Source organism: Microbacterium sp. (assembly GCF_035277845.1).
In the GTDB taxonomy this organism is placed as follows: domain Bacteria; phylum Actinomycetota; class Actinomycetes; order Actinomycetales; family Microbacteriaceae; genus Microbacterium.
The window spans coordinates 1-21572 of sequence record NZ_DATEJS010000271.1 but is presented as its reverse complement, the minus strand read 5'-3'; the positions used below and the strand labels follow the sequence as shown (position 1 = coordinate 21572).

Sequence of the window (21572 nt, the reverse complement as noted above, 5' to 3'; positions counted from 1 at the left end):
ATCCTCTCTGACAGTGTGGGCTGGTTTGCTGGGTGGGTGGGTCGTGCGACGGGCGTTCAGCCCCGAGCGACGCTCTCGATCGGCCGAGACGGCACGTCGTGGGTGACGGGCGACCGCGGGATCTCCAGGCGCGCGGTGGACAGCCGCCGCGCGGACCGGTTCACGCCGACCCCCGTGATGCGCCCGTCCTCGTCGACGTCGACGGTGACCGCGACGACACCGGACGGCGTTCCCAGCCGGATGGTGTCGCGGGCACCGGGCGCGAGCTGGGCGTGCGGGATCGTTCCGGGGGTCAGCGCCGCGACGGCGACCGCGACGGCCGAGGTGAGGCCGATCGCGGGATGCGGCTGATGCATCGAGACCATGCGCACCGCGAGGTCGTACGAGCCCGCGGAGATGGGCTGCCCGTCGGTCGTGCGGTAGTCCACCGGCGCCGCGGTGATCCCGATCTTCGGGACGGCGTCCTGCGCCTCCTCGAGGCTGCGGCTGAGGCCCGCCGCCACGCTCGACCGGCGTCGGAGGTCGATGAGCTGGTCCAGGACCTCGCTGACGCGATCGACTCCTTCGTCGCCGCGCAGGCCCAGGGATGCCGCGTCGACCAGGCTGCAGATCGCACCGGCATCCACGATCGTGGCCTGGACCGTGCGTCCGCCCCCGTCGAGGGCGGTGCGCGTGCCGCCGGCGGGGAGCGATGAGCGTCCCGCACCGGACAGCGGCGCCGCGAATCGCAGCCGCACCGGCACGCCGCCCGTGCTCACCCCGGGAATGATCTCGTCGCCGAGGTGCGGGATGCGGCCTCCCGGCGTCGCGACGATCGCGTCCAGCCGGGCTCCGGTGTTGGTGTTGACCATCCGCACCGTCGTCTCGTCGCCGTCCGGGGGGACGAGGCCCTCCTGCACGGCGTACAGGCCGACGGCACTCGCGCAGTTGCCGCAGTTGGATCCCCATTCGACCACCCGGTCGGCGATGCCCACCTGCGCGAACGTGTAGCTGACGTCGAAGGATGCGGCGCCCGAGCGGCGCACGATCATCGCCTTCGACGTGGTCGACGTCCCGCCGCCGACACCGTCGATCTGCCGGGCATCCCCGGAGCCGAAGGCCGTCTGCAGCACGGCCTCCACCGGCTCGTCGGTCTCGGCGAGACGGTCGGCGTCGAAGATCCAGCACTTGCTGGTGCCGCCGCGCATCCACACGGCCGGCACTTCCATCCAGCCCGAATTCCTGCTCATGTCGCCAGCTAAGTCGCGCTCGCGTCTTCGCACCAGCTGAATGATCTATAGGTGAGTTAAGCGGAATTCAAATCGCATGGGAGAATGGGCGCCATGAGCCTCGACGTCAGACGCATGCTCGTGCTGGGCCAGGTGGCCGAATCCGGCTCGCTCACCGCGGCCGCGGACGCGCTCCACCTGACCGTCTCCGCCGTCTCGCAGCAGGTCGCCCAGCTCGAACGCGAAGCCGGTCAGCCGCTCATCGGGAGGGGCCCGCGGGGCGTCACCCTCACGGAGTCCGGTCGTGTCGTCGCAGACCATGCCGCCTCGATGAAGATGCTGGTCAACGCCGCAGAAGAGGAGCTGCGGGATCTCGCCGGACTGCGCTCGGGAACGCTGCGCCTGGGCACGATCCCCACCGTGACCGAGTCGTTCCTGCCGGATGCGATCTCGACGTTCCGCAGCGCCCACCCCGACGTGAAGCTGACCGTCCAGAGCGCCCAGATCTCGCAGCTGCGGGGCATGTTCCTCGCCCGCGAGGTCGAGCTCGCCGTGATGTGGGAGCGCGAAGGGGAGCCGCTCGACGCCGATGCCACGCTCCTGACCACACCGCTGCTCACCGACCCCAGCGTGCTGCTCGTGCCGGCATCCCACCCGGCGGCATCCGCGCGCGACGCGACCCTCGGAGACTTCGCCCACGAGCAGTGGATCATCCGCACCTCGGCCCAGGTGCTCGCCGTCCTCCGGGACGCCTGCCGCGCGGCGGGTTTCGAACCGGTCGTGAGCTTCGAGGCTCGCGGCTACCAGGAAGTGCAGGCCATGGTCGCGATCGGCATGGGCGTCGCACTCGTGCCGGCCCTCTCCCTCGCCACGCTCCGCCCCGACGTCGTCGCGCTGCGCCTGCGGGAGCATCCGCCCGAGCGACACGTCGTCCTGGTGCAGCGCCGCCACGACCGGCTCGCCCCCGCCGCGGTGGAGATGGCGCGCATCCTCAGGAAGGCCGCGCGCACGTACGCCCCGCAGTGAGGGCGGGGTGCGGAGCTCCGCTCAGGAGGCCGGAACGGCCAGCTCCCCCGTCAGGTACTGCGCCCGGCCGAAGCCGAACGACCAGTCCTGCGGCCCGTTCTCGACGTAGCCGATGAACACATCCGAGCCCGGTACGCCCACCGCCTCCAGCCTGCGCGCGATCTGCGCATACAGGCGCTGCTTGGCCTGGTCGCTGCGGCCACGCTGCGTGAAGATCTGGATGACGACCGGATCGGTGCGCTCGAAGCCGAGACCGGCATCCTGCGCGACGATCGTGGACGCGGGGCGCGCGGTGACGACCTGGAACCGGTCGCGCGACGGTATCCCGTAGACGCTGACGATGGCGTCGTGGACGGCAGAGGCGATCTCGGCCGAGTTGGTGCGGGCGTCGCTGTGGTCGATGCGGACGAGGGGCATGTGTCCTCCCGGGGTGAAAATGATTCGCCTTTGTTCTATCATTCTTACATATTTTGGGGCATCGGAGCCAGGGAGGTACGGCATGACCGTGCGGATCGGACTGGTCGGATACGGAATCGGCGGGCGACTTTTCCACGCCCCCTATCTGCGTGCGTCGGAGGAGTGCGACCTGGTCGCGGTCGTCGCGCGGTCGGAGGACGCGGTGCGCCGCGCGCGAGTCGATGATCCCGGTATCGCGATCCATCCGTCGCTGACATCGTTGCTGGATGCCGGAGTGGACGCCGTGGTCATCTCGACTCCCCCGCACACCCGCCGCGATCTCGTGCTCGAGGCGATCGGCCACGACACGGCAGTGGTCGCCGACAAGCCGTTCGCGCCCACCGCCGCCGAGGGCCGATTGCTGGCCGACCGCGCCCGAGATCGCGGCGTGCTGCTGAACGTCTTCCACAACCGCCGGCGCGACACCGACATCGTCACCGCCCTCGAGGTGATCGACAGCGGCCGCCTCGGCACCGTGCGCGGGCCCGATCTGCGCTTCGACCTCGATGAGCCGGAGTCCCTCGAAGCCGGGCTCAACGGCGGACTGCTGCGCGACCTCGGCTCCCACGTCGTCGATCAGGCCCTGCATCTGCTCGGACCGGCCCGCGCCGTGACCGCCCGCATGGTGCACGTCGACACGGCGAGCGGGCGCACGAATGCCGGCTTCGCGATCGAGATCGAGCACGAGTCGGGGGCCCTCTCCCACATCTCCGCCAGCAAGATCAACCACCTCGTCTCGAAGGAGGTGCGCCTCTACGGCGACTGCGGCTCGTACGTCTCCGACTACACCGACGTGCAGACCGCCGCCATCCGCCGCGGCGAGCGCCCGTGGCAGAACCGCCGCACCTGGGGGTTCGAACAGCCGGACCGGTGGGGCATCCTGCGCACCGACGGCGGCGAGACCGTCGTGCCCTCCGCCCAGGGCGACTACACGACCTACTACGACGAGTTCGCGCGGGCCGCGGCATCCGGAGGGCCCGGCCCGGTACCCGCCGAGGAGGGCGTGGCCGTGCTGCAGGTGCTCGACGCGATCGTGCGCAGCGACCGGGAGCGGCGACACGTGATGCTGGAGAACTGACCCTCTGTGATAGGTCGTCGTTTTGTCTTATGATTGTGACAAATACGAGACTTTGTCATGATCCGGGGGATGCTATGACCACCAATACTGAGACCGCCGTCGGCGGTCCTCTCCCCGCGAGCGACCTGTTCCTGAGCCTCGACCGCTCGGGGCCGATCCCCCTGTACTACCAGATCGCCGGGATCATCGAGACGGCCATCGCCGACGGCACCCTGCCTCCGGGCAGTCGACTGGAGAACGAGGTGTCGCTCGGAGAGCGGCTGGGCATCTCGCGCCCGACCGTGCGTCGTGCCATCCAGGAGCTCGTGGGCAAGGGGATGCTGGTGCGCCGGCGCGGCATCGGCACCCAGGTCGTGCAGCGGCCCGTCACCCGTAAGGTGGAGCTGACGAGCCTCTACGAGGACCTGCAGAACGATGCGAAGCATCCCACCACCGAGCTGCTCTCGCGGGAGATGATCCCGGCGGATGCCGCCACGGCCGAGGCTTTGTCGGTGCCCGAGGGCAGTGAAGTGCTGCACATCCGCCGCCTGCGCTTCGCGGATGGCGTGCCGCTCGCGGTGCTGGAGAACTCGCTGCCGCCGGAGTACGCCTCGATCGGCGAGGCCGATCTGCAGGGCCGCGGCCTGTACCAGCTGGTGAAGGCCCGCGGCACGCAGATCAGCGTCGCGCATCAGCGCATCGGAGCCCGTGCCGCCACCGCCGAGGAGCGGCGCCTGCTCGACATCCCCGCGCACGGCGCCGTGCTCACCATGGAGCGCACCGCGTACAGCAACGACGGCCGCGCGGTCGAGTTCGGCCGGCACTGCTACCGCCCCGACCTGTACTCGTTCGAGGTCACCCTCGTCAACAACTGAGCAGCCCCGCCCCCGCGCCCCGACCGCCCCGCGCCCTGAGCCTGTCGAAGGGCAGTCTCCGTGCGGGTCTTGCCCTTCGACAGGCCCGGGGCGCGAAAGCCGACAGGCTCAGCGCGCGAAGGCCGCACGCTCTACTGGCCGCGCATGTGCTCCGGCAGGTAGATGACGCCGGTCGTGACCTCTTCCTCCAGCTGCTCGAGGGTGCGGCCGCGCGTCTCGGGCACCGCCTTGAAGCAGAAGATCCACGACAGGGCGCCCAGGGCGGCGAACACGAAGAATGTGCCGGTGATGCCGACGGCTGCGATCAGCGACGGGAAGTAGAGCCCGAGCACGAAATTGGCGATCCACAGGCAGAACACCGAGACGCCCATGCCGAACGCGCGCATCTTCAGCGGGAAGATCTCCGACAGGGTGACCCAGACCGCGACGTTCAGGAAGGTCTGCATCGAGCCGACGAACGCGACCACGAGGAAAAGGATCACGAACGGGCGAATCGGGTTGCCCACCGGGAGCACGATCGAGCCGACCCCGATCAGGATGTGGCAGACGGTCGTCAGCGCGAAGCCGAGCAGGAACGTCTTGCGGCGGCTGAAACGGTCCATGATGCTGACGGCGATGACGCCGCCGATCACGGCGATGACACCGGGCGCGATGTTCGCGATGAGCGCCGCACTCGACGAGAACCCGGACTCCGTGAGCACCTGCTGGCCGTAGTACATGATCGAGTTGATGCCGGTGAACTGCTGGGCGACGCCCAGGCCGATGCCGACGAGCAGGATGCGGAACAGCCACTTGTCCTCGACGATGCTCTTCCAGTCGAGCTTCTCGGCCTCTTCCTCTTCCTTGACCTTCTCGATCTCGGCGAGCTCGGGCTCGGCGCGGTTCGCCGGCCGCAACTCGGACAGCACCTGCAGCGCCTTCTCGTGGAACCCGTTGTCGGCGAGCCAGCGCGGCGATTCCGGCATCCGGAGCATCCCGATGAACAGCGCGACGGCGGGGATCAGCTGGATCGAGAGCATGATGCGCCAGACGCCGCCCTGCTCGCCCCAGACGATGCCGATGATCGCGTTGATGACGAATGCGGCCAGCTGACCGACGACGATCGCCAGCTCGTTGCGACCGGCGAGCGATCCGCGGATCTCGAAGGGCGCAAGCTCCGCGAGGAACACGGGGACCACGGTGGATGCTCCGCCCACGGCGAGACCGAGGATGAACCGGCCGGTCACCATCACCCCGAGGTTCGGCGAGAGCACGCAGGTGAGAGCGCCCACGAAGAAGAGGACAGCCAGCAGGGTGATCGTCTTGCGGCGGCCCCAGGCATCCGCAAGACGGCCGAGGGCCACAGCGCCGATGGCGGCTCCGAGCAGCAGGGATGCCGTGACCAGACCCTCGGTGAACGGCGTCAGACCCAGCTCCTTGCTCATCGGCCCCAGCGCCCCGTTGATGACGCCGGTGTCGTAGCCGAACAGCAGCCCGCCGAAGGTGGCGATGAGTGCGACGACGCCCAGGCGCTTGCGATAAGGCCCGGGCGTCAGAGAGGGAAGCGCAGAGGCGGTGCCACCGCTCTGCGTCGAGGAATGGGACATGCGGACTCCTTCGTCATGCCGACCCCTGGGATCGGGTTCTTCCCCTCCAGCATGACAGAGACATTATGTCCTGTCAAACTAACAAATATAGTCCTCGCCGAGCCCGGCGCCGTCGGACCCATACGTGCCGAGGCGGTCATGGGCGACACGCGCCGAACGTCGGAGGATCGGGCGACACGCCGGCGCGGGATGCTGCATCCCGGCGTGTCGCCCGACGCTGGGCCGGGGCGCCTGTCAGCCTCGCATGCTCGCAAGATCACGATTTGACACTATGTCAGTACATTCTCTTGACAGACTCCCAATCATGCGAGATTGTTAGCTCAAATGACCGGCACGGTCACATGACGATGGGGTCTGGAGACGGGCGATGCGGCCCGGAGCCCCTCATCGTCCTCCGCCGCTCCGGCATCCCGATCCGGGGTGGCATCCCCCGACGAAAGGAACTCACATGACCCTGGTCTCCCCTCGCAAGCTCACGGCGATCGGCGCCGCAGCCGCCGCGCTTGCGCTCGCCCTCACCGCGTGCAGCGCCGGCGGCGCCCCGAAGGCCGCTTCGACCTCGGGCGGCAGCGGCAGCTGCAGCGGTACCACGTACAAGATCGCGATGATCACGCACGAGACACCGGGCGACACGTTCTGGGACAAGATCCGCGCGGGCGCCCAGCAGGCCGCGAAGAACGAGTGCATCCAGCTCAACTACTCCTCCGACCCGCAGGCCGACAAGCAGGCGCAGCTCATCCAGACCGCCGTCGACTCCAAGGTGGACGGCATCGCGACGACGCTGGTGACCCCGGACGCCCTCGCCAGCTCGGTGAAAGCGGCGACAGACGCCGGCATCCCGCTCGTCGGCTTCAACTCGGGCATCGACCAGTACAAGCAGCTGGGCGCCCTCATGTACTTCGGCTCCGACGAGACCCTTGCCGGCCAGACCGTCGGTCAGCGTCTCACGTCGGAAGGCATCAAGCATCCGCTGTGCGTCATCCAGGCGGCCGGCTCGGTCGCCCTCGAAGCGCGCTGCGCGGGCGTCAAGGCCAAGAACCCCGGCACCGAGAACATGCAGGTCAACGGCGCCGACGACTCCTCGGTGGTTTCCAGCATCCAGGCGAAGCTGACGCAGGACCCGTCGATCGACGCGATCGTCACGCTGGGCGCCCCGATTGCGATGGATGCGCTGAAGTCCATGAGCCAGGCCAGCAGCAAGGCGAAGCTCGTGACCTTCGACCTCAACGCGGATGCTGCGCAGGCCATCAAGGACGGCAAGATCGAGTTCTCCGTCGACCAGCAGCCGTACGTCCAGGGTTACATGGCCGTGACGGCGCTGTACCTCTACCTGAAGAACGGCAACGACATCGGCGGTGGCGGCCCGGTGCTGACGGGCCCGTCGATCGTCGACAAGGGCAACATCGACACGATCCTCCCGTTCGCCAAGAACAACACCCGCTGACCTCTTCGGGCGGGGCCGGTCAGCTGTTCGGCCCCGCCCGATCGGTCTCTCACAGAAAAGGAGAGCTGCCATGAGTCAGGAGCTCAAAGAGGCACCGGCGGGTGCGCCGTCGGGGGCGCCGTCGGAAGCGTCGAACCGCGTCACGCTGAGCTGGTCGCATCGGCTCCTCGGCCGCCCCGAGTTCGGCGCGGCGGTGGCTGCCATCGTCATCCTGGTCTTCTTCCTCGTCATCGCACCGTCGTTCCGCGCGATGGACTCCATCTTCACGGTCCTCTACCAGTCCTCGACGATCGGCATCGTCGCCGTCGCCGTGGGCATGCTCATGATCGGGGGCGAGTTCGACCTCTCCGCCGGCGTCATCGTGACGAGCGCCGGCCTGTTCAACGCCCTCTTCAGCTACTACCTCGGCATCAATCTCGTCATCGGCGCGATCTCGTCGCTCGTGTTCTGCCTCGCGGTCGGATTCCTCAACGGATACCTCGTGATGCGCACCGGCATCCCGAGCTTCCTCATCACGCTCGGCTCGTTCTTCGTGCTTCAGGGCGCCAACCTGGGCGTCACCAAGCTGGTGTCGGGCGCGGTGTCGAGCCCGGACATCTCGAAGATGGACGGCTACGACTTCATGTCAGCCGTGTTCGCCGGGTCGTTCCAGGTCAGCAGCGTGACCGTGTGGAATACCGTCATCTTCTGGATCGTGTTCGTCGCGATCTCGGGCTGGGTGCTGCAACGCACGCGCGTCGGCAACTGGATCTACGCGGTCGGCGGCAACGCGGCATCCGCCCGCGCGGTCGGCGTGCCGGTCACGCGCGTCAAGATCGGCCTGTTCATGACGGTGTCGTTCCTGGGATGGTTCGTCGGCATGCACACCCTGTACCGGTTCAACACGCTGCAGGCCGGCAACGGCGTCGGCAACGAGTTCCTCTACATCATCGCCGCCGTCGTCGGCGGCACGCTCATGACCGGCGGCTACGGCAACGCGATCGGCGTCGCGATCGGCGCGTTCATCTTCGGCATGACCTCGCTCGGCATCGTCTTCGCCGGCTGGGATCCGAACTGGTTCCGCACGTTCCTCGGCGTCATGCTCGTGCTCGCAGTGCTGGTGAACCTGTGGGTGAAGAAACTCTCGACCGCCCGGAAGGTGGGATGACGGCCATGTCCGATGCACTGCACTCCGCCGAACCGGCAAGCAAGGGATCGACGCTGATCCAGATGATCGACGTCGGCAAGACGTACGGCGCAGTCCGAGCGCTGCGCGGCATCAACCTCAAGGTCAACGCCGGCGAGGTCACATGCGTCCTCGGCGACAACGGCGCCGGCAAGTCGACGCTTATCAAGATCATGGCGGGCCTGCACGACCACAACGAGGGAACAATGCTCGTCGGTGGCGACGACACGACGTTCAGCTCGCCGCGCGATGCTCTCGCCGCCGGCATCGCGACCGTGTACCAGGACCTCGCGGTGGTCGGGCTCATGGAGGTCTGGCGCAACTTCTTCCTCGGCGCCGAGCTGACCCACGGCAAGGTCCCGCTGTCGGGTCTGCGGATCCGGGAGATGAAGGACATCGCCGACACCGAGCTGCGCAAGATGGGCGTCGTCGTCAAGGACATCGACCAGCCGATCGGCACCCTGTCGGGCGGACAGCGTCAGTGCGTCGCGATCGCCCGCGCCGTCTACTTCGGCGCCAAGGTGCTGATCCTCGACGAGCCCACCGCGGCGCTCGGCGTGAAGCAGTCCGGGGTGGTGCTGAAGTACGTCGCCGCGGCACGCGACGCGGGCCTGGGCGTGGTGTTCATCACGCACAACCCGCACCACGCATATATGGTCGGCGACCACTTCGTGATCCTCAAGCTCGGCAAGGCGGTGCTCGACAAGCATCGCGACGAGGTGGAACTCGACGAGCTGACCCGTCAGATGGCCGGCGGGGACGAGCTGACCGAGCTCAGCCACGAGCTCAAGGAGCTCGGCGGCATGACGTCGGCGATCAAGACGCTCGAGGCCGACATGAAGGCCGAGCGGCGGCGATAGCCGGTCGGGTGCGTGGCCTCGCGGTCGCGCACCCGCTCAGGCGCGCGCGGCTCACTTCGGGGGCGCGGTCGTGCCGCGCACGATGAGGGCCGGCTCGAGGGTACGGTGCACCGGTGCGGCGTCCGACCCGCGCATGCGGGATGCCAGCAGGCGGCCGGTCTCCCGCCCGACGGCGGCGCTGCGGTCGTCGATCGTCGTGAGGTCGACGAGATGCGTGCGTGCCAGCGCGGAGTTGTCGTAGCCGACGACCGACAGCCGGCCAGGCACGTCGTAGCCGAACTCGCGCGCCGCACCCAGGGCACCGATCGCCATCGCGTCGTTCGAGGCGAAGATCGCGGTGACGTCGGGGTGGGCCCCCAGCACGTGGAGGGCGGCCCAATAGCCCTCTGCCTCGGTCGCCGTCGGCGAGGGGGTGACGGCGATGCGCGGGATGCCGGCGGCAGCGAGCACCGCTGCTGCACTATCCGCACGCGCCGTACCGGCCCCGCTCGCCGCGGGCAGGTGGGCGATGCGGAAGTGGCCGAGGGCCAGCAGGTGCTCCACGGCGAGACGGGCACCGGCCCAGTCGTCGTTGGCGACCGAGTCGGCGTCGGGGATGTGCGCGCGCGTCCCCGCGACGACGATCGGCGGCGCACCGGGCCCCCGCAGCGCGCCGGGGACATCCATCGCCACGACGATGCCGTCCACGCGGCTGGACAGCAGTCCCTCCACCGGATCCTCGGCCGGCGACACCGTCGCCACGTCGACCACGCTCAGCCGGTATCCCGCCGGCCCGAGCACCTCGTGCAGTCCGCGCACCAGATCGATGAACCACGGATTCGCGTAGTCGTCGATGAGCAGGCCGACGGCATCCGTGCGGTCCGCTGCAAGCGAGCTCGCAGCGCGGCTCGGTCGGTAGTCCAGGCGCCGGACGGCCTCTTCGACGGCACGCCGGGACTCCTCACTCACGCGTGGCGAGCCGCGCAGCACGAGCGACACGAGCGACTTCGAGACGCCCGCCGCGGCGGCCACGTCGTAGATCGTCGGACGGGCCACGGACCTCCTCTCCAAACCTATTGACAGGACATATGCACAAGTCTACGGTGGAGGTGTTGGAGCGCTCCACCGTGTGAGCCGAGCGTATCCGGCATCCTGTCCCCGAACCACCCCACTCGAAGGAAACCCATGAGCACGACCGACATCGGCGTCGCCGTCATCGGAGCCGGCATGGCCGGCAAGGCGCACGCCGCCGCCTACCGCAGCGCGACCACCGTCTACAGCGCCGCGCTGCCGAACGTGCGGCTGGTCTCGATCGCCGACGCATACGAACCGGCGGCTAAGGAGACCGCTGAGCGATTCGGCTATGAGCGGCACGACACGTCCTGGCAGGCCATCGTTGACGCCGAGGACATCGACGTGGTCTCGGTCGTCGTCGCGAACCGCCTCCACCGCGAGATCGTCGAAGCGCTGCTGGCCGCGGGCAAGCACGTGCTCTGCGAGAAGCCGCTGTCGGACACGATCGAGGATGCCGCCGCGATGGTGGATGCCGCCGCCGCGGCGAAAGGCATCGCACGGATCGGACTGACCTTCCGCCGCTCCCCCGGGTTCGCGCTGCTCAACAGGCTCGCCGCCGACGGCACGCTCGGCCGCATCTACAACATCGACGCGAGCTACTGGGCCGACTATGCCGCCGACCCGGCCGTGCCGATCAGCTGGCGCTTCAAGGGACCTGCCGGCTCCGGCGCTCTGGCGGATGTCGGCAGCCACCTCAGCTACCTCGTCGAGTTCGCCGCCGGCAGCCGGATCGTCTCAGTCCACGGGGGCATCTTGAACACCCTCATCGCCGAGCGCCCGGTTCCCGCCGGCGCCGTCTCGGGACGCGGGCAGGTCGCCGTCACCGACCGGTTCGACAGCGTCGAGAACGACGACGTCGCGACCTTCAGCGCGCTTCTCGAGAACGGCGCGAACGCGACTCTGCAGGTGTCGCGGGTGGCGGCGGGGCACCCGAACTCCCTGGCAGTCCAGGTGTTCGGCTCCGCGGGCGCCGCGCGGTTCGATTTCCGCAACCCCGGCGTCGTGGAGCTGTTCCTGCGCGACAGCGACCCCGCCCTCGCGGGATGGCGCACCATCGTGCTCGGGCCGGACCACCCGTACTGGCGCGGCGGCCTGCCCATGGACGCCCCCGGCGTCGGGATCGGGCAGAACGAGGGCTTCGTGTTCCAGGCCCGCGCCATGCTCGAAGAAGTGGCCGGCATCCCCGCATCCGACTCTCTCCCGCGCAACGCGGACTTCGCGGATGCCCTCCGCAACATGAGACTGCTGGATGCGGCCGCGCAGTCCGCACTCGCCGGCGGCGCGACCGTCACGATCCTCGAGGAGGCATCCGCATGAAGCTCGGCCTGTACAACGCCATCCTGCACGATCGTCCGCTGCCGGATGCGCTGCGGGTCATCGCCGACAACGGGCTCACCGGCATCGAACTCAACACGGGCGGGTTCCTGCCGCCGGTGCACGTGCCGAACATCGACGAGATCCTCGCGAGCGACGCCGCGCGCGACGAATTTCTCGGCGTGTTCGAGGGGACCGGGGTGTCGATCGCGGGCTTGAACTGCAACGGCAACCCGCTGCATCCGAACCCCGCCATCGGGCCGAAGCACGCCAACGACGTCCGCCGCAGCATCAAGCTCGCGTCGCGGCTGGGACAGCACCGGGTCGTCACGATGTCGGGCCTTCCCGGGGGCGAGCCCGGCGCGACTCGGCCGAACTGGGTCGTGAACGCGTGGAACTCGACGTCGCTGACGATCGTCGAGGAGCAGCTGGCCCTCGCCGCGGACTTCTGGCGCGAGATGGACCGGTTCGCCGCCGACCACGACGTCAAGGTAGCGCTGGAGCTCCACCCGCAGAACGTCGTGTTCAACGTGCGCACGGTCGAGGAGCTCGTGGAGCGCACAGACGCCACGCACGTGGGCGTCGAGCTGGATGCCTCGCATCTGTTCTGGCAGCAGATGGACCCGGTCGCGGTGGTTCGGCACCTGGGTCCGCTGGTGTTCCACGCGGCCGCGAAGGATGTGCGCGTGAACACCGAGCATGCGGCGCTCAACGGGGTGCTCGACAACGGATTCCGGCGGCTCCGGTCCGACGAGCCGCGCACGAACCTCGGCGGGGACGAGTGGGCCAACGAGTGGCCCGTCGACTCATCGTGGGACTTCGTGGCGCTCGGCAAGGGCCACCCGGTCGAGTATTGGACCGAGTTCCTGCGCGCGCTGCACGAGGTCGACCCCGACATGCTCGTGAACATCGAGCACGAGGACGTTTCGCTCGGGCGCGAGGAGGGCGTCGCGGTGGCGGCCGAGGTGCTGCGCGCCGCGGATGCCGCCCTCGCTGCCTCCTTCGCAGCACCCTGATCCCCGTACGCTGAGCCCCCGCGCGCTGAGCCTGTCGAAGCGCAGACCCGCCTCGGGTACTGCCCTTCGACAGGCTCGAGGCGTGCGATGTCGGAGGCTCCGGGCGATGATCCCGACATGACGTACGTGTACATCCTCGAATGCAGCGACCGCAGCTTCTACGCCGGAAGCACGGGCACGCCCTCGAGCACCGCGGATGGCAGCACAATCACGACGACGACTGGGGCGCGAACCACACACCCGCCGGCATCGCCCGGCGCGACTGGTCTGGTGTGCAGCGACCGACCGCCAACCCACGCGTTCCAGCTCGAGGAGCAGATCCAGGGCTGTAGCCGGGCGAAGAAGATCGCGCTCATCGACGGCCGACTCGCTGACCTCCCCTCACTCTCCTGCTCACACGGCCCGAATGACGGGCGCGGGGCTGCTCAGGGCGCGGAGGCGGGGACCGGGACCCACTGGGCGGAGGCGCCGGAGCGTTCGGCGGCGTCCGCGACCCGCGCTGCGGCCAGGCCGTCGACCACCGACGGACCGTGCTGGACGCCGGTCTCGAGCGAGCGCAGGAAGAGGGATGCTTCGATGGTCTTGAGGTCGTCGAAGCCCATCGACGTGCCGGCGCCGGGCTGGAAGCGCCCGTGCGGGCCGTCGCCCGGGCCCATGAACCACGTGGCGTAGTCCGCGCGCGGCGCCGACCGGAAGGCGACCTGCAGCTCGTTCAGCCGCTGGAAGTCCCAGCGCAGCGACCCCCCGGTCCCGTAGACGTCGATGACGTACTCGGCGCGCGGGCCGACCGCGATTCGGCTCGACTCGAAGACGGCGAGCGCCCCGCCGTCGAGGCGGGCGATGACCGCGGCGTAGTCCTCGTTCTCGACCGGACCGCGCTCGTCGCCGCCCATCGCGCTGTGCCCGACGGCCGCGCCGACCAGCACGGGCCGCGACGCGAGGTACGTGGCCTGTGCCGCCGACACCTCGCGCACGGCCTGCCCGGTCACGTACGAGGCCAGGTCGAAGCCGTGCGAGAGCAGGTCGCCGTACACGCCCGACCCCGCCCGCTCACGGTTGAACCGCCACATGAGCGGCGCCTCCGGGTCGGACGAATAGTCGGCCAGGAACGACACCCGCACGTTCGTGACCGCGCCCAGGCGCCCGTCCGCGACCAGCTGCCGGGCAACCTCGATCGCGGGAGCGTTGCGGTAGTTGAAGCCGACGCAGGTGAGGATGCCGGCATCCTGTGCGGCTTGCGCGATCTCGGAGCTCTCCTCGAGCCCGCGGCCCATCGGCTTCTCGATCCAGAACGGCTTACCGGCTTCAGCCGCGGCGAGCGCCATCTCGCGGTGCAGGAAGTTCGGCGCGCAGATCGACACCACGTCGACGGCGGGGTCCGCGAGGACCTCGCGGTAGTCGGCCACCGCCCGGCCGTACCCGAGCAGGTCGACGGCCTCGGCCCGACCTCGCTCGGCGAGGTCGGCAGCGACGACGAGCTCCGGCCGCAGGGTCAGCTCCGGGAAGTGCTCGCGCACATTCCGGTACGCCCGCGAATGCGCGCGGCCCATCCAGCCGACGCTGATGAGGCCGACGCCGAGCCGCGTCATCCGCGTGCCTCGGCGATGAGCTCCCGGATGCGTCCGAGCTGCCACTCCGACGTCTCGGCGGCGGTCTCGTCCTCCGCGAACACGTTCGAGCAGATGATGGCGTCCTCCCGGTCGAGGAACCCGGATGCCGCGAGCGTCGTGAACAGCTGCTGCCAGTCCACGTCGCCGTCTCCGATGCGGAGGTGCTGGTGGATGCGAGCCGCGTTGCCGGGCGGGTTCGAGATGTACCGCAGACCGTGCGAGCGGCGGTGGTCGAACGTGTCGGCCGTGTACACGGCGCCGAGCCGCGTGCCGAGGGCCGGGATCAGGGTCTGCGCCCGATCGCCGTAGTGGAACGTGTGGCTGGCGACGTACACGAAGCCGACCGAGGGGCTGTCGAGCCCGCGGATGATGCGCCAGGCCTCCTGGCCGTCCTCGACGAAGTCGTCGGGATGCGGGTCGATGTTGACGGTCACGCCGGACGTCTCGATCACCGGCAGCAGCTCCTCCATCGACCGGTAGAACCCGGCTTCTGACTCCTCCGCGCGCTCGGGGCGCCCGGAGAACTCGGTGTTGATCACCGGCACCTCGAGCTCCGACGCGATGTGGATGATGCGCTTCCAGTTGCGCACCGCCGCCTCCCGGGGAAGCTCGTCGGGCCATGACCAGCGCTGCACCGGCAGCAGCGACGAGATGCCGACGCCGGCATCCGCGGCGCGCTTGCGCACGGTCTCGAGGTACGCCCGGTCGACGCGCGGGTGCGAGAAGAACGGGATGAAGTCAGGATGCGGCGTCAGCTGAATCCACTCGTACCCGGCCCGCGCGGCCAGGTCGAAGAAGTCCAGGAAGTCATACCCGTCGTGGAACGGGGTCGGGTCGAGGGCGATCTTCACCATGTCGGTTGCTCCTTGGGTGGCGGGTCAGTGCGTTTCGCCTTGTCGCTTCGCTCCTCGCTCAACGGCCGGGATGTCCATCACCGGTCGTTGAGCGAGCGAAGCGAGACGAAACGCGACGACCATCGCGTATGTCAGCTATAGAACTCGGGCTGGGCGGGGAGGTCCAGCTCCACCGGGCCGGGCTCGTGGAGGGCGCGCACGCCGGCCTCGACGGCGACCGAGACGCGGTAGGCGTCCCACGCGGACGGGCCCGCGATCGTGTCCTGCTTCGCGGCATCCACCCAGGCCTGCACCTCGATGTCGTAGGCCTGCGCGAAACGGGTGACGAAACTGCGGTGCTCACCGACGCTGAAGCGGCCGTCCTCCCACACCTGCATGCCGGCTGGCTGGCCGATGCGGGCGATGCCCTTCTCGAACACCGCCTCGGTCGCGACCTGGTACCCGAACTGCACGCTGACGTTCATCTCGACGTCCGCGAGCACGCCGTTCTCGAGCTCGATGAGCACGAGGATCGGCTCGTCGAGGTGGGCCGGCGACAGGGAGTTGCGGCGGCCGTGGCGCACCTGCACCGAGCGGATCGACGATCCCACCAGCCACGGCACGACGTCGAACTCGTGCACCACCGAGTCCGCGATGAGCATCTCCTGCGTGTAGTAGTCGAGCACCGACGGGTTGCGGTGCACGCAGCGCAGCATCAGCAGCTCGCCGGCATCCTTCCCGGCGATGAACTCGCGCAGCTGCGCGTACTCCGGGTCGAAACGGCGCATGAACCCGACCTGCAGGATCTTCCTGCCGCCCTGCATCTCGGCCTCGAGCACGCGCCAGGAGGATGCCGCGTCCTCGGTGAGCGGCTTCTCGCAAAGCGTCGGAAGACCGGCCTGGATCGCCGGCAGCAGCACCGGCTCGTGGAACCTGCCGGGCGTCGCGATGACGACGGCGTCGAGGGCGTCGGCGGCGATGGCCTCCTCGAGGCTGCCGAACGCGACCGACCCAGGCGCCAGCTCCTGCGCGGCGGCGGCGCGTGCGGCATCCGGCTCGACGATCGCCGACACGTGCGCGCCGGTGATGCGGTGCGTGAGGCGCTTGATGTGGTCCGCGCCCATCTGGCCGGCGCCGACGACGCCGACGCGCAGCTCTGCAGTGGTGGTCATGTGGTTCTCCTTCTCGGTGCCCTGAGCCTGTCGAAGGGCATTCCCGGGTGCTTCGAAAGCTCCGGGTCTTGCGCTCCGACTGGCTCAGCGCGCATGTTCAGCGGGTGCGGGTCAGGGGCGTGCAGCCAAAGATGTGCTCGCGGGTGCGGGTGGCGATGCCGGCGGGCAGGTCGATGTCGACGCCCGGCATGTCCTGCTCGACGATCGCGAAGATGTCCGGGTCGATCGACGAGACGGCCTCGATGATCGGGGCGAAGTCGGGGATGCCGGCAGGCGGCTCCACCATGATGTCGATGGCGGCATCCGCGAACGGCACGTCGTTCTTGAGCACCTCGAACCGCAGCTCCGGGTCGACCTGCTTGAGGTGCAGGTACCCGACGCGGTCGGGGTGGTCCTGGATCAGCTGCACGCTGTCGCCGCCGTAGTAGGCGTAGTGGCCGGTGTCCAGGCACAGGTTGAGGTAGCGCGGGTCGGTGGCCTCCAGCAGACGCTCCACCTCGCGCCGCGTGCCGACGTGGCTGTCGGCATGCGAGTGGAACTGCTGCTTCAGGCCGAACTCCTCCAGCAGTGCTTTGCCGAGCCGATCGTGGCCGGCCGCGAGCCGGGTCCACTGGCCGGCGTCGAGGGTGCGCGCCTCGAGCGCCTCGCCGGTGGCGTCCGAGCGCCACAGGTCTGGGATGACGACGATGTGCTCCGCGCCCATCGCCTGGGTGAGGGTAGCGACCTGGAGCACCTGGTCCCACGCGCGCTGCCACTGGTCATCGCCTTTGTGGAAGCCGGTGAAGACCGTGCCGCCGGAGATCTCCAGGTCGCGCTTAGCGAGCTCGTCGGAGAGGCGATCGGGGTCGGTGGGCAGGTACCCGTACGGGCCCAGCTCGATGAAGTGGTAGCCGGCGGCCTGCACCTCGTCGAGGAAGCGCTGCCAGGGGATCTGCCGCGGATGCTCCGGGAACCACACGCCCCACGAGTCGGGAGCGGTGCCGATGCGCAGTCCTGCGGTGGCGGTGTCGATGGTCATGTGGGTCTCTTTCGGGGTTCAGGATGCGGCGTGTGGGCCTGGGCTCTTGCCCTTCGACAGGCTCAGGGCCCGGAGGCGCGCTGAGCCTGTCGAAGCGCGGGGGGTCGCATGTCAGCCGAGCAGGGGGCGCTGGGCGCGCTGCTGCTGTTCGTATTCGGCCCGGGCCTCCCGGGTGCTGTCGAGGTCGGAGGTGGCGGCCACGGGGACGTCCCACCAGCCCTCGCCCTCGGGGGCGTACACGAACGGATCGGAAGGGACGTAGACGAGCGTCGACGTGGGATGCGCCTTCGCCTCCGCGACGGCATCCTGCACCCGCGCTGCGGCTCCCGCGCCCGGGGCGACCTCGATGACGTGCAGGCCATAGCTGCGCGCGTTCACGGGGAAGTCGACGGCGTCGAGCAGGTCGCCCGTCTCGAAGTTGCGGTGTTCGGGGTCGAGGTAGCGGTAGCGGGTACCGAAGCGCTGCGAGCCGACGGTCTCGGACAGGTGCCCGATCGACGCGTAGCCGCGGTTGTCGATGAGGACGAGAACGATCTTGATGCCCTCCGCGACGGCGGTGGCGAGCTCGGAGTGGAGCATCAGGTACGAGCCGTCGCCGATCATGACGATCACGTCGCGGTTGTCGCCGAGCGCCTCGAGGCCGCGCTTGACGCCCATGCCGCCCGCGATCTCGTAACCCATGCACGAGAACGCGTACTCGACGTGGTAGCCGAGCGGGTCGCGCACGCGCCACAGCTTGTGCAGGTCCCCGGGCAGCGACCCGGCCGCCTGCACCACGACGTCGCGCGGGTCGGATGCAGCCTGCACGGCGCCGATGATCTCCGGCTGCCCCGGCAGGTCGGCGTCCGTCGGCGCAAGTGCGGAATCCACCGCGGCATCCCACGTTTGCTTCTCGGCCGCGATGCGCTCGGCGTGCGCCGCCGGTACGCGGTAGTCGGGCAATGCGGCGGCGAGCGCCGTGAGGGTCTCACGGGCATCGGCGATGACCGGCAGCTGGGTGCCGTGCTTGTAGGCGTCGAAGGAGGCCACGTTGACGTTCACGAATCGCACGTCGGGGTTCTGGAACGCGGTGCGGCTCGCGGTGGTGAAGTCGCTGTACCGGGTGCCGATGCCGATCACGACGTCGGCCTCCGCGGCGAGCCGGTTCGCGGCGGTGGTGCCGGTCGCGCCGACGCCGCCCAGATACTGCGGGTGGTCCCAGTCGAGCACGCCGCCGCCGGCCTGCGTGGTGCCGACCGGGATGCCGGTCCGCTCGACGAACGCGCGCAGCTCGTCCTCCGCGTCGGAGTACAGCACACCGCCGCCGGCGACGATGAACGGACGCTCGGCCCCCGCGATCGCGGCCACCGCGGCATCCAGCGCCCAGCGCTCCGGCACCGGGCGCCGGATGTGCCACTCGCGGTCCTGCAGGAACTCCTCGGGCACGGCGATCACCTCGGCCTGCACATCCTCCGGGAGGGCGATCGTGACCGCGCCGGTCTCGGCGGGGTCGGTGAGCACGCGCATCGCGGCGAGTGCGATCGAGAAGAGCTGCTCGGGCCGCTGCACGCGGTCGAAGAAGCGGCTGAGCGGGCGGAAGGCATCCGTCACCTGCACGCCCAGGTCATGCGGATGCTCCAACTGCTGCAGCACAGGATCGGCGACCCGGGTGGCGAAGGTGTCGCTCGGCAGCAGCAGCGCAGGCAGCCGGTTCGCGGTTGCGAGCGCCGCACCGGTGAGCATGTTCGCGGCGCCGGGGCCGACCGAGGCCGTTGCGGCGAGGGTGGCGCGACGGCGGTGGATGCGGCTGAACCCCACGGCCTGGTGCACCATGGCCTGCTCGTTGCGCGCCTGGTAGTACGGCATCAGCGCCGGGTCGTTGACGTTCGCCTGCTTGAGCGCCTGGCCGATGCCGGCGACGTTGCCGTGCCCGAAGATGCCGAACATGCCCGGGATCGTGCGCTCCCGCACGTCGCCGTCGACGGTGTACTGGTGCGCGAGGAACTCGACGAGGGCCTGGCCCACGGTCATGTGGCGCGTCATGCGGATGCTCCTTGGGTGGAAACGGGCGAGGGGGTGCCGTACGGGAGGCGGTCGTCGACCGGCTGGGTCTTCCAGTCCTCACGCAGCCACGCCTGGCGCGGGTCGTCGCTGATGAGCCACGCGCGCTCCGTGCCGGGTCCGGCCATCACGTTGAGGTAGTAGAGGTCGTACTCGGGAGCGGCGGATGCCGGACCGTGGTAGCCATACGGCACCAGCGCGATGTCGCCGGTGCGCACCAGGGCGTTGGTCTCGATCGGCCGCTCGTCGCTGGCGTAGGTCGCGAACGTACCGAAGGGGTCCGCCTCCGCCGGGGACGCGCTGCCGCGTCGCGTGGCGACCTCGAAGTAGTAGATCTCCTCGAGATTCGACTCGTGCCCCGGCACATCGACGTCGTGCTTGTGCGCCGGATGAGACGACCAGTTGCCGGCGGGCGTGATCACCTCGCACACGATGAAGGATGCCGCATCCAGTGCCGCCGGGGTGCCGAAGTTGTGCACCTGGCGGGTGTCGCGCCCGGCACCGCGCACCTCGACGGGCACGTCGTCGCGGGTGACGTGCCGGCTGGGCTTGCGCTCGATCGTCGGTGCCTCCGCGACCACGACCGCGCCCGCGCCGTGGGTCGCGACCGCGGCCCCCGCGCCCACGTACAGCACGTCGGTGGGGCCGTCGAAGACGCTGCGGCGGCCGGCGAGTGCGGTCGTCGTGCCGTCGTGGTCGACCGAGAACGAACCCGCGAGCGGGATGACCAGCCGCTCGACGTCAGCGGCCGGCAGCTCGACGGCCCCGCCGCGCAGGCGCGCGACCCGCAGACCGGTGTGCTGCCAGCCCGGGATGCTCCCGTCGACGACGGACTCCCACCCGTCGCGCGTCAGCTCCCCTCGGGGGAAGAACCACTCGTTCGTCATGTCGATTGCTCCTGGGGAATGCCCTTCGACAGCCTCAGGGCGCGACGTGCGCGCTGAGCTCCCGAAGCTCGGGGCGCGGCATGCGCGCTGAGACTGTCGAAGCGTAGGACCGGGTGTCTAGTTGTTCTGCGGGAAGCCGAGGTTGATGCCGCCGTGCTTGGCGGGGTCGAGCCAACGGCTGGTGATCGCCTTCTCGCGCGTGAAGAAGTCGAACCCGTGGGTTCCGTACGCCTTCGCGTCGCCGAACAGAGAGGCCTTCCACCCACCGAACGAGTGGTAGGCCACCGGCACCGGGATCGGCACGTTGACACCGATCATGCCCACCTCCACCTCGTTCTGGAAGCGCCGGGCAGCTCCCCCGTCATTCGTGAAGATCGCCGTGCCGTTGCCGAACCGCCCCGAGTTGATGAGCTCCAGACCCTCGTCATAGGACTGGACGCGCACGATCGAGAGCACCGGGCCGAAGATCTCCTCCTGGTAGGCGGCCGACGAAGTGGGGACCTTGTCCAGCAGGGTGGGTCCGAAGAAGAAGCCGTCCTCGTGACCGTCGACGGTGAATCCGCGGCCGTCCACGACGAGTTCGGCACCGTCGGCCTCCGCGATGTCCACGTACGAGGCCACCTTGTCGCGGTGCACTCCTGTGATGAGCGGCCCCATGTCGGGCTCGGGGTCGGCGGACCCGTTTCCGATGCGCAGCTTGGCGATGCGCTCCTGGATCTTCGCGACCAGGTCGTCGGCGACCGGCTCCACGGCGAGCACCACCGAGATGGCCATGCACCGCTCTCCGGCGGCGCCGTACCCGGCGTTGATCGCCTGGTCGGCGGCGAGGTCCAGGTCGGCGTCCGGCAGCACCAGCATGTGGTTCTTGGCGCCGCCCAGGGCTTGCACCCGCTTGCCCGTCTTGGCCGCCGTCTCGTAGATGTACTGCGCGATCGGGGTCGAACCCACGAAC

General features: G+C 69.4%; 19 protein-coding genes. 8 read left to right on the top strand and 11 right to left on the bottom strand.

The window, feature by feature from the left end; translation table 11 throughout:
- Positions 1-56: 56 nt before the first annotated feature.
- Entirely contained in the window at positions 57-1229 is a 1173-nt protein-coding gene (locus VJR25_RS11945; RefSeq protein ID WP_324115279.1) for a PrpF domain-containing protein, read from the bottom strand.
- A 93-nt stretch (positions 1230-1322) separates the two neighbouring features.
- Between VJR25_RS11945 and VJR25_RS11940 the strand changes: the two genes are divergently transcribed.
- Positions 1323-2234, top strand: a complete 912-nt coding sequence (locus tag VJR25_RS11940) for a LysR family transcriptional regulator (RefSeq protein ID WP_324115277.1) — start codon at positions 1323-1325, stop codon at positions 2232-2234.
- 21 nt (positions 2235-2255) lie between these two features.
- Here the strand turns inward: VJR25_RS11940 and VJR25_RS11935 are convergent, their stop codons facing one another.
- Entirely contained in the window at positions 2256-2651 is a 396-nt protein-coding gene (locus VJR25_RS11935; RefSeq protein WP_324115275.1) for a tautomerase family protein, read from the bottom strand.
- Positions 2652-2733: 82 nt separating this feature from the next.
- Between VJR25_RS11935 and VJR25_RS11930 the strand changes: the two genes are divergently transcribed.
- Positions 2734-3768 carry a Gfo/Idh/MocA family oxidoreductase gene (locus VJR25_RS11930; protein ID WP_324115273.1) on the top strand — a complete coding sequence of 345 codons (1035 nt, stop codon included), beginning with the start codon at positions 2734-2736 and terminating at the stop codon, positions 3766-3768.
- Positions 3769-3842: 74 nt separating this feature from the next.
- Positions 3843-4622, top strand: a complete 780-nt coding sequence (locus VJR25_RS11925; RefSeq protein ID WP_324115271.1) for a GntR family transcriptional regulator — start codon at positions 3843-3845, stop codon at positions 4620-4622.
- Positions 4623-4753: 131 nt separating this feature from the next.
- Here the strand turns inward: VJR25_RS11925 and VJR25_RS11920 are convergent, their stop codons facing one another.
- A complete protein-coding gene (locus tag VJR25_RS11920; RefSeq protein WP_324115268.1) occupies positions 4754-6208 on the bottom strand; it encodes a sugar porter family MFS transporter in 1455 nt (484 codons plus the stop codon).
- Between the two features lie 448 nt (positions 6209-6656).
- Here VJR25_RS11920 and VJR25_RS11915 point away from each other — a divergent pair, with 448 nt between their 5' ends.
- From VJR25_RS11915 to VJR25_RS11905, 3 genes are all read left to right on the top strand, one after another.
- Positions 6657-7652 (top strand): substrate-binding domain-containing protein, encoded by a 996-nt coding sequence (locus VJR25_RS11915; RefSeq protein ID WP_324115265.1) that lies wholly within the window; start codon positions 6657-6659, stop codon positions 7650-7652.
- Between the two features lie 70 nt (positions 7653-7722).
- Positions 7723-8799: an ABC transporter permease gene (locus VJR25_RS11910; RefSeq protein ID WP_324115263.1), complete on the top strand. Its 1077-nt coding sequence runs from the start codon at positions 7723-7725 to the stop codon at positions 8797-8799.
- 5 nt (positions 8800-8804) lie between these two features.
- Positions 8805-9677, top strand: coding sequence for an ATP-binding cassette domain-containing protein (locus VJR25_RS11905; protein ID WP_324115261.1), 873 nt, complete (start codon positions 8805-8807; stop codon positions 9675-9677).
- 51 nt (positions 9678-9728) lie between these two features.
- Here the strand turns inward: VJR25_RS11905 and VJR25_RS11900 are convergent, their stop codons facing one another.
- On the bottom strand, positions 9729-10712 hold the full coding sequence (locus tag VJR25_RS11900; protein ID WP_324115260.1) for a LacI family DNA-binding transcriptional regulator: 984 nt from the start codon (positions 10710-10712) through the stop codon (positions 9729-9731).
- A gap of 129 nt (positions 10713-10841) precedes the next feature.
- On the opposite strand from VJR25_RS11900, the gene VJR25_RS11895 reads away from it, so the two are divergent.
- Together VJR25_RS11895 and VJR25_RS11890 are read left to right on the top strand one after the other, a co-directional pair.
- Positions 10842-12047, top strand: a complete 1206-nt coding sequence (locus tag VJR25_RS11895) for a Gfo/Idh/MocA family oxidoreductase (RefSeq protein ID WP_324115258.1) — start codon at positions 10842-10844, stop codon at positions 12045-12047.
- Positions 12044-13060 carry a sugar phosphate isomerase/epimerase gene (locus VJR25_RS11890; RefSeq protein ID WP_324115256.1) on the top strand — a complete coding sequence of 339 codons (1017 nt, stop codon included), beginning with the start codon at positions 12044-12046 and terminating at the stop codon, positions 13058-13060. The genes VJR25_RS11895 and VJR25_RS11890 overlap by 4 nt, the downstream gene beginning before the upstream one ends.
- Positions 13061-13485: 425 nt before the next feature.
- Here the strand turns inward: VJR25_RS11890 and VJR25_RS11885 are convergent, their stop codons facing one another.
- The 7 genes from VJR25_RS11885 to VJR25_RS11855 form a co-directional block, all read right to left on the bottom strand.
- The gene (locus VJR25_RS11885) at positions 13486-14649 is read right to left on the bottom strand and encodes a Gfo/Idh/MocA family oxidoreductase (RefSeq protein ID WP_324115253.1); all 1164 of its coding nucleotides are present in this window, start codon (positions 14647-14649) and stop codon (positions 13486-13488) included.
- The gene (locus tag VJR25_RS11880; RefSeq protein ID WP_324115251.1) at positions 14646-15524 is read right to left on the bottom strand and encodes a sugar phosphate isomerase/epimerase family protein; all 879 of its coding nucleotides are present in this window, start codon (positions 15522-15524) and stop codon (positions 14646-14648) included. The genes VJR25_RS11885 and VJR25_RS11880 overlap by 4 nt, the downstream gene beginning before the upstream one ends.
- 131 nt (positions 15525-15655) lie before the next feature.
- A complete protein-coding gene (locus VJR25_RS11875) occupies positions 15656-16675 on the bottom strand; it encodes a Gfo/Idh/MocA family oxidoreductase (RefSeq protein WP_324115249.1) in 1020 nt (339 codons plus the stop codon).
- A gap of 97 nt (positions 16676-16772) precedes the next feature.
- Positions 16773-17693, bottom strand: coding sequence for a sugar phosphate isomerase/epimerase (locus VJR25_RS11870; RefSeq protein WP_324115247.1), 921 nt, complete (start codon positions 17691-17693; stop codon positions 16773-16775).
- Between the two features lie 111 nt (positions 17694-17804).
- The gene (gene iolD, locus VJR25_RS11865; RefSeq protein WP_324115244.1) at positions 17805-19715 is read right to left on the bottom strand and encodes a 3D-(3,5/4)-trihydroxycyclohexane-1,2-dione acylhydrolase (decyclizing); all 1911 of its coding nucleotides are present in this window, start codon (positions 19713-19715) and stop codon (positions 17805-17807) included.
- Positions 19712-20620 (bottom strand): 5-deoxy-glucuronate isomerase, encoded by a 909-nt coding sequence (iolB, locus tag VJR25_RS11860; RefSeq protein ID WP_324115241.1) that lies wholly within the window; start codon positions 20618-20620, stop codon positions 19712-19714. Before iolB ends, iolD begins: the two co-directional genes overlap by 4 nt.
- Before the next feature lie 117 nt (positions 20621-20737).
- Positions 20738-21572: aldehyde dehydrogenase family protein (locus VJR25_RS11855; RefSeq protein ID WP_324115239.1), on the bottom strand; the 835-nt coding region annotated here is incomplete at its 5' end.

Coding starts and splice junctions, on each gene's coding strand:
- VJR25_RS11945 (WP_324115279.1), bottom strand. CDS start 1,229: ATGAGCAGGAATTCGGGCTGGATGGAAGTGCCGGCCGTGTGGATGCGC.
- VJR25_RS11940 (WP_324115277.1), top strand. CDS start 1,323: ATGAGCCTCGACGTCAGACGCATGCTCGTGCTGGGCCAGGTGGCCGAA.
- VJR25_RS11935 (WP_324115275.1), bottom strand. CDS start 2,651: ATGCCCCTCGTCCGCATCGACCACAGCGACGCCCGCACCAACTCGGCC.
- VJR25_RS11930 (WP_324115273.1), top strand. CDS start 2,734: ATGACCGTGCGGATCGGACTGGTCGGATACGGAATCGGCGGGCGACTT.
- VJR25_RS11925 (WP_324115271.1), top strand. CDS start 3,843: ATGACCACCAATACTGAGACCGCCGTCGGCGGTCCTCTCCCCGCGAGC.
- VJR25_RS11920 (WP_324115268.1), bottom strand. CDS start 6,208: ATGTCCCATTCCTCGACGCAGAGCGGTGGCACCGCCTCTGCGCTTCCC.
- VJR25_RS11915 (WP_324115265.1), top strand. CDS start 6,657: ATGACCCTGGTCTCCCCTCGCAAGCTCACGGCGATCGGCGCCGCAGCC.
- VJR25_RS11910 (WP_324115263.1), top strand. CDS start 7,723: ATGAGTCAGGAGCTCAAAGAGGCACCGGCGGGTGCGCCGTCGGGGGCG.
- VJR25_RS11905 (WP_324115261.1), top strand. CDS start 8,805: ATGTCCGATGCACTGCACTCCGCCGAACCGGCAAGCAAGGGATCGACG.
- VJR25_RS11895 (WP_324115258.1), top strand. CDS start 10,842: ATGAGCACGACCGACATCGGCGTCGCCGTCATCGGAGCCGGCATGGCC.
- VJR25_RS11890 (WP_324115256.1), top strand. CDS start 12,044: ATGAAGCTCGGCCTGTACAACGCCATCCTGCACGATCGTCCGCTGCCG.
- VJR25_RS11885 (WP_324115253.1), bottom strand. CDS start 14,649: ATGACGCGGCTCGGCGTCGGCCTCATCAGCGTCGGCTGGATGGGCCGC.
- VJR25_RS11880 (WP_324115251.1), bottom strand. CDS start 15,524: ATGGTGAAGATCGCCCTCGACCCGACCCCGTTCCACGACGGGTATGAC.
- VJR25_RS11875 (WP_324115249.1), bottom strand. CDS start 16,675: ATGACCACCACTGCAGAGCTGCGCGTCGGCGTCGTCGGCGCCGGCCAG.
- VJR25_RS11870 (WP_324115247.1), bottom strand. CDS start 17,693: ATGACCATCGACACCGCCACCGCAGGACTGCGCATCGGCACCGCTCCC.
- iolD (WP_324115244.1), bottom strand. CDS start 19,715: ATGACGCGCCACATGACCGTGGGCCAGGCCCTCGTCGAGTTCCTCGCG.
- iolB (WP_324115241.1), bottom strand. CDS start 20,620: ATGACGAACGAGTGGTTCTTCCCCCGAGGGGAGCTGACGCGCGACGGG.